Raw genomic sequence first — 1224 nt, 5'->3', positions numbered from 1 at the left:
CAATCATCTAGTTTTGAGGAAAATGATCAAATAAGAATAAAGGAAAATGAAAAGAAAAAGGAAGAAATCGGAAAACGTGTTCAAGAAATTAAACAAGAAGAAAGCAATGATAGAAAGTTATCTCGCGACTTGTCTGAGTTGTTTAGCTTAATAAATTCAAATATAACAGACATAAAAAGTAAATATACCGTACATTTAGAGCCGTTAGATAAATTACATTCAACAATAAGTACTGCTTTTGTAGATATTCAAGCTAAAATAGACCTTAGTATAAAACAATATGATGAGAACAAAGACGTCGAACAGAGAAAGGCTAGATTCAATTAACAAAATCCTAAATCCCTTATTAGAAAAACTACAAGGCGTTACAGAAATTAACTCGTTAAGAGAAAAGATAGAAGAGCAAAATAAATATATAACTAAAATTAAGAACTTAGAAAGAGAACAAGAGGAATTAAAAAAGAGAATCGCAACTAGAAAAGATAATATCCTTCAATTATACAGTGAATTGTTTGATTTGAAAAAGCAAATAAAGGACTATTTCAATTCCAAAAGTTACTTTGAAAATATTAATGTGACTACATATGTAGACTTTGATAATGAGAGCTTTAATGAGACTTTTATGAGTCAATTTAAACGTCGAGGGCGATTAAGTAAATTATTTCCTAATCATGAAGAACATGTAGTGTTTGACGATGATGAAGAGTTTATATTTAACACAGAAGGTTTATTGACAATATTCAATTTCTCTTTGAGGAAGTACTGAAAATAGGCGAAGAGAAGTTAAAGAAAGGATATGATAAGCAAAAAGCCATTACAGAATTATTAAGCCCTACAAATACTAAAATTATTTTTGATTTAGAAAAAGATGGGGACAAACTATCAGCAATGTCTCCAGGAAAACGTGGATTGGTACTTCTGGAATTATTTCTAGATATGAGTGACGAAAAACATCCTATACTAATTGACCAGCCGGAAGATAATTTAGATAATAGAACAATTTCGACTGATTTGGTTAAATTCATAAAGAAAAAAAGTGCACAAAGACAAGTCATTATTGTCACTCATAATGCTAATTCAGTAGTACTTACTGATTCAGAGAATGTTATAGTAGCTAATCAAGACAAATTGATTAACCGAAAATGAATTAACACAGTTTGAATATATAAACGGTGCTCTGGAATGTGATTTCAATGATGGCACTCACAATTTAACAGGCAAAGG

Annotated in this window: 3 protein-coding genes; all 3 read left to right on the top strand. The window is 29.7% G+C overall.

Features of this window, described 5'->3' with window-relative positions; translation table 11 throughout:
• Positions 1–327 (top strand): hypothetical protein (locus JCM19033_RS24675; RefSeq protein ID WP_198153631.1); only part of this gene is annotated, 327 nt, incomplete at its 5' end.
• The gene (locus JCM19033_RS24670; protein WP_054637890.1) at positions 281–766 is read left to right on the top strand and encodes a hypothetical protein; all 486 of its coding nucleotides are present in this window, start codon (positions 281–283) and stop codon (positions 764–766) included. The genes JCM19033_RS24675 and JCM19033_RS24670, both read left to right, overlap by 47 nt.
• 122 nt (positions 767–888) lie before the next feature.
• Positions 889–1146, top strand: coding sequence for a hypothetical protein (locus JCM19033_RS21650; RefSeq protein WP_157050027.1), 258 nt, complete (start codon positions 889–891; stop codon positions 1144–1146).
• The last annotated feature ends 78 nt before the right edge of the window (positions 1147–1224 follow it).

Source organism: Thalassobacillus sp. C254 (assembly GCF_001310615.1).
This window is presented reverse-complemented; position numbering and strand designations above follow the sequence as displayed.